We start from the raw sequence: 7,914 nt of genomic DNA, 5'->3' as shown, positions 1-7,914 counted from the left end.
GATCGCGTACTCCGCGATGGTGGGCCCGTGCACGCCGCTCGTCGTGGTCAAGACGATGGCCGTGTCCGTGTAGATGGGGTGGTCGTACAGCGCGTTCACCCCAGCCATGTGGAGCTGGACCCACTTGAGCCTGGGCGCGCGGGACAGGTCGCGGGGCGGCATGCCCGCGTAGAGGATGTCCGTGGCGGAGTAGTCGGCCTTCTCGGCGTCTTCGCACGTGACATGGAGATCGGGCGAGACGGCGCGGAGGCGGTTGAGCTGGCCTTCGTTGAAGGGCATGGTCACGAGAACGTTCGGCATCGCGCTAGCCCCGACTCCGGCCCCCTCACCCTGCCCTCTCCCCCGATGGGGGAGAGGGATGCTGGCGAGCTTGACGACGCGGTCCTCTCCCCCGATGGGGGAGAGGGATTCTAGCGAGAGGGATTCTAGCGAGAGGGATTCGGGCGAGGTGGACTACGCGCGCGATTAGCGTGCGCTGCTGGGCTTTCGTGGTGGCGGGGTGGCGACGGAAGCGCCCGTCGATCTTGATGTCGCAGAAGAATCCTGCGGGATCCTCGTGGAAGTGGAGGAAGGGATCTCGCCCGCGATAGAAGATGCCGCGACTCCGTTCGGCAAGCGCGGTCCGGGAACGGATCGTCCTCAGTAGAGGCTCGAGACGATCAAGGGCGCCGGGGCCGGCATGCTTCATGCCGACGGCCCCGCTGGTGCTCCGATCCCCGCCGGCAGCCTCAGCCGGCCGGGTAGAAGGCGTCTCGCCCGCGCTGGTAGGTCGCCTGGCGCTGGGCCGGGTTGCGGTTCACGAGCGGACGGAAGAACATCGGGTGCGTGTAGCACCGCACCTCGTGCTCGATCATGCAGAGTTCCTCGCGCGTGTCAGGATCGACAATCTTGTTGAAGCGATACTGGTACTCGTTGCTCTCTTCGCTGACGAGGCCGTGCTTGTCGAGCCACTCGTGCGGCCCGGAGAAGTTCGTGATGTAGACGGCGACGTGGTAGCCGTCGTAGGCGGGGATGGGCTTCGATGTCTCGCGGAAGACCATCTCCTGCCGCTGGCTCACTTTCACGTGGGCGGCCACCCCGTCCGCATCGGGCGTCACCGTGGAGGGGGCGCCCAGGACCTTCTCGTAGAAGCGCGCGATTCCCGCCGCGCGCCCAGTTTCCACGGGGATCTCGACATGGGTGATGCCGAGGGTCATGTCGCCGAAGGTCGGCCCGGCCGCGAAGAGGCGGAGCCGGTTGCCCCACGGGGTGGTGACGGCGATGTACTTGTCCTCCACGCTGTAGCCGAACTTGGTGTCCTTGAGATGGTCGCGGACGGCATCGAGCCGCGCGGGGATCGCCTCGAGGTCGGGGACGACGATCTGCACGTGGCCGCGCATGAGATTGGGCTCGCCCGTGGGCAGGTGGAACTGGGTCTGGCCCATGTTGATCCACATGTTCTCGACGCCCACCATGATATAAGGGTCGCGCGTGAAGCCCAGCCCTTGAATGTAGAAGGCGGTGGCGAGCCGCTGATCGGGCACGCGCACGTTGACGTGCTCGAGGAACACGATGTTGCCGACGTCCTGCCGATGCCTGTCGAAGCGCTGCATAGTGAGCCTCCTCGCGGTTATACGTGCACCCTATCCTAGCCGAAGCCGGGCCCGGAAGCCAGACTCGAGAAGTTTGCGCTATAGTCCGCCCGTGGGCAACTGGGATCTCGAGGAGGCCGGGGGAGGTCCTGTCGTCGCTGAGGTATCGTGAGCCGCATGGACTTCGCGCGCATCGGCACCTGGCAGGGAACCCCAGAAGAGCTGGAGCGGTGGATTGTTCGCGCGCGCGAGCAGGTCAAGCCGAGCATCCAGAAGGACCGCGGGCTCAAGGCCGTCTACTGGCTCGTGGACCGCGAGGCGGGCAAGGGGCTGATCGTCACGCTCTGGGAAAGTCAGGAAGCGATGGCGGCGAGCGAGCAAGCGCGAGCGCTCAGGCAGGCAGGAACCTCCGCCGCCACCGGGGCCAGCGTGACGACGGAGCGCTACGAAGTCGTCGACTCTTTTCTGGCCTAATCTGGACTAGTCGCGAGACAACGCCACCCTCACCCTGCCCTCTCCCTCTCCGAGGGAGAGGGCCGCAGTTCGAGCTGAAGGGCGAAGCCATGAGGCGAGGGCTGAGTAGATAAGGGGGAGGTTACCGGTACGCGCCCTCGTGAATGATTCAGGCTAGATTTTTTCGTAGGCCAGGCGTTTCACCTTGTCCATGTTCTGGCCCTCGATGCGAATGAGCCGGGTCGAGCCCTCTCGCTTCGGGGAGTGGAGATCGCCCTCGTTGTAGACGTGGGCCATGCCCCGCTTCAGCGGGTAGGCCCTGACGTGACGGACCTTGCCGGGCTGCTTCTCGCTCGCCGGCTCCACCATGGCCCACTCGTTCATCAGGGTTTCGCCCTCGGCCTGGCCGTAGATCGCCCAGGTGGGGCCGTGATCGTGCGGCGCGCTCTCCTTGGCGCCGTGATGCACGTGGGCGAGGATGCAGAAACCGAGCTCGGGATCTTCGTAGAGAATCTTCCGCTCGGGGACATCATCGCCGACGTGCTTGGCGAGGAAAGCGTCGTCCTTGAGGATCTCCTCCACGAGCGCGCGGACCTTCTCGCGCCCGTCGGGGCCCGGGGTGTCCTTCAGGATGCGACGGCACTCGGCGGCGAACTGTTCCAGGCTCTGGCCCATGGGCTTGTCTCCTCCGTCCGGCTTCGGCATACGCAAAAGGTCAACCACACGAAACGTCCTCCTATTTGATACTCTTTCCGCGCTCCTCGCGCAATGGGCTGGTTCAGACCCCAAGGAGGTTCCCAGGACAATGCCAGAAAATCTCTCCTCCCTCTCCGCATCCGTGGCCGCGCGTCTCGTGGCGCGCAAAGAGACCCTGGCCGTGGCCGAGTCCTCGGCGGGCGGCCTGATCTCGGCCGCTCTCCTCTCCATCCCGGGAGCCTCGGCATACTTCATGGGCGGCGCCGTCATCTACACGCAGGCGGCGCGTCGGGCCTTCCTCGCGATTCCCGACGACGCCATGCGCGGCATCCGCTCCAGCTCCGAGCCCTATGCCCTCCTCAAGGCGCGCACGGCGCGCGAGAAGCTCGGCACCACGTGGGGTCTCTCCGAGACGGGCGCCGCGGGGCCCACCGGCAACCGCTATGGCGACAAGAGCGGGCATGCGTGCATCGCGGTGGCCGGGCCCGTGGAGCGCGTGATCACCGTGGAGACGGGCGACGCGGATCGCGAGGCGAACATGTGGGCGTTCACGCGCGCGGCCCTCAAGCTTTTCGAGGAATGTGTGGCCGCGAGCCCGTCCAGCCGCTGATCGGGCCCTCCTCGCGCTTGTGTGAAGACTTCGTAGCCCGTCGCATGCGCTCGCGCTTCTTCTACGGGTGGGTCATCGTCGCCGTCGCCTTCATCACCATGGGCGTGGGCGTCAATGCCCGCACCGCCTTCTCTCTGCTCTTCCCGCCCATCCTCGACGAGTTCGGCTGGGAGCGAGGCGTGACCGCCGGGGCCTTTTCCTTCGGCTTCCTCGTGTCCGCGGTCCTGAGTCCGGCCCTCGGGCGGCTCATGGACAGGCGCGGGCCCCGGGTAGTGATGGAGTTGGGTGTGGGCTTCATCGGGGTGGGGCTGCTCCTTGCCACCTTCGTGAGCCAGCGATGGCATCTCTATGCCACGCTCGGCGTGATGGTCGGCGGGGGCAGCGTCTGTCTCGGCTACACCGGGCAAGGATTGTTTCTGCCCAACTGGTTCGTCCGCCGTCGCGGGCTCGCGATGAGTCTGGCCTTCTCCGGGGTGGGTGTGGGCTCCATCATCTTGCTGCCCTGGCTCCAGTCGCTGATCGGTCGCGCGGGGTGGCGCGCGGCGTGCTGGGCCATGGGCATTCTCGTGCTGGCGCTGCTCGCGCCGCTGAATCTCCTGCTCAAGCGCCGACCCGAAGACATGGGATTGCAGCCCGACGGCGACCGCGCGCTTACCCAGAGCGAGTCCGACCGTCAGCCATCGAATATCGTGGATCCGGCCTGGGCGGCCGTGGACTGGACGCTGGCCCGGGCCGTTCGAACCACCCGCTTCTGGTGGATCGCCCTGGGATTTTTCACCGGTCTTTTCTCCTGGTACGCGGTGCAAGTGCACCAGACCAAGTACCTGATGGAGATCGGCTTCAGCCCGAGTTATGCCGCGTGGGCGCTCGGGTTCGTGAGCCTGGCGGGCATCCCGGGCCAGATCGCGCTCGGCCATATCTCGGACCGGATCGGGCGCGAGTGGGTGTGGACGGTGGGCGGGCTGGGATTCGTCATCTGCTACATCGCGCTGCTCCTCATGCGCGAGGCTCCGACCCCGGTGCTGCTCTACCTCATGGTCATCTCCCAGGGCATGCTCGGCTACGGCCTCACCTCCGTCGTCGGGGCCATTCCCGCGGAGATCTTCCAGGGCAAGCACTACGGCACGGTCTTCGGCACGCTGATGCTGGCCGCCGTGGGAGGCGGAGCCGTCGGGCCCTGGCTGACCGGCGCCCTCCACGACGCGACGGGCAGCTACACGCTGGCCTTCTGGATCGCCATCGGCATGAGCACGCTCTCCGCCGTGGCCATCTGGCTGGCGGCGCCGCGCAAGGTGCGCGCGGTGGCCGGGCGGGTCCCGCGGTTCAGCTAGCCCGAGCTATTCGCAAGCGCGCGTACCGCATCCTGGCCTCCCCCTGATCTACTCAGCCCTCGCCTCGCAGCTACGCTGCTCAGCTCGAACTGCGGCCCTCTCCCTCGGAGAGGGAGAGGGCCGCAGTTCGAGCTGAAGGGCGCAGCCCTGAGGCGAGGGCTGAGTAGACCAGGGTGGCATTGTCTCGCGAATAGTCCAGGCTAGGACGCGCCCGCTCCAGGGCTTTCCCTCAGCATGTCGACCAGGATGGCGTTGACCCGATCGGCGGCTTCGTACGGGGTCCAGTGGCCGGCGCCCTCGATCACGCGGAAGTCGAGGTCCGGCTGAGCCGACGCCAGTATTCGCCGACAATCCTCGAGATGCGGCCCCGTGAATGCATCGAGGCTTCCGCAGATGCTGGTGATGCGCGCGTGAATTGCCGGCAGCGCCTTCAGCAGGACATCCGACTCCGGGATGTCCCCTGACCTGAACCGCGTCCGCCGGAGGTTCTCGATCTGGAGAAACACCGCCAGGTCGTCGACCTTGTCGGCGCTCGCGATCATCAGCGTCCTGAGATTCTCGCGATACACGTGCCGGATCTCGTCAGGCGCCATGCCCGACTGAATCCGGAGCAGGGGCCGCGTCGGAGTCCGACCCAGGGCAAGGCCGCCCGTTCCGAGCAGCACCAGGGTGCGAATGCGCCGCGTGAGCCGAGCGGCCATGAGCCCACCGATGATGCCGCCGAAGGAGAAGCCGGCCAGGTCGAGCTCCGCGGGTGGCGGCAGGATAGCGTCGAGCCCTGACGCCACGAGATCAGCGAGCCCGTCGGCGGTATGAGGCTCGAGCGGCGCATCCGAGTCGCCGAACCCGGGCATGTCCGGCGCGAGCACGCGGAAGCGCGCGGCGAGCGGTAGCACGTTTCTGATCCAGTGCGTCCAGGAGCCGCTCGCGCCGTGAAGCAGCACGAGGGGTGGGCCCTCTCCCCAGATGCGCCACACCATGGAGCCGGCGGCGCATGGGGTTATCACTCGCGCCCCGAGTGATTCGATCTTCGCGACGAGGGCCGCGGCACCGCCGGTATCGAGGGTCATGATTAGGATGTCAGGCCGCGCAAGCTTGACAGCCGGCGCCGCACTCGCCGATAATCGCGCATCATGCATTGTCGGTTCAAGCGAACCACCGAGAAGGACAGGCTGGGGTCCCGCACCACGGGCCGCCCAGCGATCGCGGTGGCGCGCGCCGGAGGAGCTTACTAACCCAGTATCACGAAGTTCTCGGATCAATGAGGCCCGCGACCACCAGGTCACGGGCCTTTTTCATTTCCGGGACAGGAGAGGAGATCTCAGCAATGTCCGGACAGAGATTGAATGTCGCCGTCATCGGAGCCACCGGCATCGCGGGCCAGCAATTCCTGGCGTGCCTGGCCCCACACCCCTGGTTCAGGGTTACCGCCCTGGCCGGCTCGCCGCGCAGCGCCGGCAAGCCCTACACCGAAGGCATCAAGTCTCCCGGTGGCGCCACCGGCTGGTGGGCCGAAGGCGAAGTGCCCGAAGAATTCAAGGGTATGGTCATTCAAGACAGCGCCAGGTTCGACCCCGCCTCCGTGGATCTCATCTTCTCGGCCGTGGAATCGGACGTGGCCAAGGTGCTCGAGCCCAGGTATGCGGCGGTCACCCCCGTGATCTCCGCCGCCTCGACCTTCCGGATGGAAGACGACTCGCCCCTCCTGATACCCGGGGTGAACTCCGACCACGCGCCCCTCGTCAAGGAAATGGCGGCGCGACGTGGCTGGAAGGGCTTTGTCACGGCCATTCCCAACTGCCACACCACGGGCATGGCGATTGCGCTGGCCCCTCTGCACAAGGCCTTCGGCCTGAAGACGGTCTTCATGACCTCGATGGCCGCGGTGTCTGGCGCGGGCCGCTCCGGCGGCGTGCTGGGGCTCGACGTGATGGACAACGTCATCCCGTACATCGTCGGCGAAGAGGAAAAGGTGCAGCGCGAGCTGACGAAGATCTTTGGCGTCTTCACGGCCGGTGGCGTCACGCCGGCGAAGCTGGCCGTGAGCTGCACGTGCACACGCGTGAGCGTTCTCGAGGGCCATACCGAGGCCGTCTTCGCCGATCTTGGCACGGCCGCCTCGGTCGAGGAGGTGACGGCGGCCATGCGTGATTTCGCGCCACCCGAGCTGGCGGGTCTGCCCATGGCGCCGCCGGCGTCCAGACTGATCCATGTTCACGACGATCCCTTCCGGCCACAGCCGCGGCTGGACCGCGACCGTGGCGAGGGCATGGTCACCACCGTGGGCCGCGTACGCAAGGATTCCGCGCTGCCCAACGGCGTCAAGTTCGTGCTGGTCAGCCACAACACCAAGATGGGCGCGGCCAAGGGCGCGGTGCTGGTGGCGGAGCTGTTGAGAATGAAGGGCCTGATTTGACAGGCGCGCCGTCGTGGGAGCCGAAGATCGGATAGAGTGGGAAACATGGCTGCTGGTCAGGCCGCGCGTCCCAACCGGGCTCAGACGATGCGGCGGCTCTCCATCCTCTTGCTGCTGCCCGCGCTCGCCGGAGGCGGGGCCGCGCTGCTTGCCCGCTCGGGGACTTTCGAGCACGGGGCGGTGCGCGATCTGGCCCCGCTTCTTTTCTTCGTGGCCATGCCATTGCTCTGGCTCTGGATCTGCTGGGGCGTGGCGTACGCGGGCGGCTGGCACGACCTGGCCAAGGCGTACCCCTTGCGCGGAGAGCTCCCCGTGGCTCATCAGTGGAAGTTTCAGTCCATCCAGATGGGGCTGGCCACCTATCGCAACGCCGTCCACGTCGCCGCCGACTCACGCGGCATCTGCTTCCGGCCGATGGCCCTGTTCCGGGCGGGCAATCCACCCATCTGCGTTCCCTGGGCCGACATCACCGCGTCGGACACCAAGGTGCTGTGGCTGCCCATGGTGAGGCTCCGCTTCGACCGGGTTCCGCAACACTCCATCCTGATCAGGAAGTCCCTCGCCGACAAGATCCGCGCGGCATTCGCCGACCTCTGGCGCCTCGGTTGAGCCCTCCCGATTCGCGCGCGGCGCCGCCGCTCGACGTGCGCTAGGCGCCACGCTCCGAGGAGCGCTCTGCTACACTCCGCCCAGCTAGTAAGGAGGGCTGCTGGTGGACCCGACCCGGCTGCTCCACGTTCCCTATCCAGTCGACGCAGAGTCCCAGACCGCCTGCTCGGAGGACCCCGTGATGGAGCGCAGAACATTCATGGCGGTGATGGCATGTGGCCTTCTCGC

At 66.8% G+C, this 7,914-nt stretch carries 9 protein-coding genes; 5 read left to right on the top strand and 4 right to left on the bottom strand.

The window, feature by feature from the left end; all coding sequences use genetic code 11:
• Both VGT00_17020 and VGT00_17015 read right to left on the bottom strand, forming a co-directional pair.
• Positions 1-300 (bottom strand): hypothetical protein (locus tag VGT00_17020; GenBank protein ID HEV8533128.1); only part of this gene is annotated, 300 nt, incomplete at its 3' end.
• A 428-nt stretch (positions 301-728) separates the two neighbouring features.
• Positions 729-1,592 carry a hypothetical protein gene (locus tag VGT00_17015; GenBank protein ID HEV8533127.1) on the bottom strand — a complete coding sequence of 288 codons (864 nt, stop codon included), beginning with the start codon at positions 1,590-1,592 and terminating at the stop codon, positions 729-731.
• A 156-nt stretch (positions 1,593-1,748) separates the two neighbouring features.
• Between VGT00_17015 and VGT00_17010 the strand changes: the two genes are divergently transcribed.
• Complete coding sequence (locus tag VGT00_17010) at positions 1,749-2,045, top strand: antibiotic biosynthesis monooxygenase (protein ID HEV8533126.1); 297 nt, start codon at positions 1,749-1,751, stop codon at positions 2,043-2,045.
• A 153-nt stretch (positions 2,046-2,198) separates the two neighbouring features.
• Here VGT00_17010 and VGT00_17005 read toward each other — a convergent pair whose 3' ends face one another.
• Positions 2,199-2,699, bottom strand: a complete 501-nt coding sequence (locus tag VGT00_17005; GenBank protein ID HEV8533125.1) for a hypothetical protein — start codon at positions 2,697-2,699, stop codon at positions 2,199-2,201.
• 130 nt (positions 2,700-2,829) lie between these two features.
• On the opposite strand from VGT00_17005, the gene VGT00_17000 reads away from it, so the two are divergent.
• Positions 2,830-3,330, top strand: coding sequence for a CinA family protein (locus VGT00_17000; protein ID HEV8533124.1), 501 nt, complete (start codon positions 2,830-2,832; stop codon positions 3,328-3,330).
• A 44-nt stretch (positions 3,331-3,374) separates the two neighbouring features.
• Positions 3,375-4,661: an MFS transporter gene (locus VGT00_16995; GenBank protein HEV8533123.1), complete on the top strand. Its 1,287-nt coding sequence runs from the start codon at positions 3,375-3,377 to the stop codon at positions 4,659-4,661.
• A 200-nt stretch (positions 4,662-4,861) separates the two neighbouring features.
• On the opposite strand, the gene VGT00_16990 is transcribed toward VGT00_16995, so the two are convergent.
• Complete coding sequence (locus tag VGT00_16990; protein ID HEV8533122.1) at positions 4,862-5,731, bottom strand: alpha/beta hydrolase; 870 nt, start codon at positions 5,729-5,731, stop codon at positions 4,862-4,864.
• A gap of 257 nt (positions 5,732-5,988) precedes the next feature.
• On the opposite strand from VGT00_16990, the gene asd reads away from it, so the two are divergent.
• On the top strand, positions 5,989-7,077 hold the full coding sequence (asd, locus tag VGT00_16985; protein ID HEV8533121.1) for an aspartate-semialdehyde dehydrogenase: 1,089 nt from the start codon (positions 5,989-5,991) through the stop codon (positions 7,075-7,077).
• A 45-nt stretch (positions 7,078-7,122) separates the two neighbouring features.
• A complete protein-coding gene (locus VGT00_16980) occupies positions 7,123-7,686 on the top strand; it encodes a hypothetical protein (protein HEV8533120.1) in 564 nt (187 codons plus the stop codon).
• Positions 7,687-7,914: the final 228 nt, after the last annotated feature.

It is taken from the genome of Candidatus Methylomirabilota bacterium, assembly GCA_036002485.1.
GTDB lineage: Bacteria > Methylomirabilota > Methylomirabilia > Rokubacteriales > CSP1-6 > AR37.
This window is presented reverse-complemented; position numbering and strand designations above follow the sequence as displayed.

Coding starts and splice junctions, on each gene's coding strand:
- VGT00_17015 (HEV8533127.1), bottom strand. CDS start 1,592: ATGCAGCGCTTCGACAGGCATCGGCAGGACGTCGGCAACATCGTGTTC.
- VGT00_17010 (HEV8533126.1), top strand. CDS start 1,749: ATGGACTTCGCGCGCATCGGCACCTGGCAGGGAACCCCAGAAGAGCTG.
- VGT00_17005 (HEV8533125.1), bottom strand. CDS start 2,699: ATGGGCCAGAGCCTGGAACAGTTCGCCGCCGAGTGCCGTCGCATCCTG.
- VGT00_17000 (HEV8533124.1), top strand. CDS start 2,830: ATGCCAGAAAATCTCTCCTCCCTCTCCGCATCCGTGGCCGCGCGTCTC.
- VGT00_16995 (HEV8533123.1), top strand. CDS start 3,375: ATGCGCTCGCGCTTCTTCTACGGGTGGGTCATCGTCGCCGTCGCCTTC.
- VGT00_16990 (HEV8533122.1), bottom strand. CDS start 5,731: ATGACCCTCGATACCGGCGGTGCCGCGGCCCTCGTCGCGAAGATCGAA.
- asd (HEV8533121.1), top strand. CDS start 5,989: ATGTCCGGACAGAGATTGAATGTCGCCGTCATCGGAGCCACCGGCATC.
- VGT00_16980 (HEV8533120.1), top strand. CDS start 7,123: ATGGCTGCTGGTCAGGCCGCGCGTCCCAACCGGGCTCAGACGATGCGG.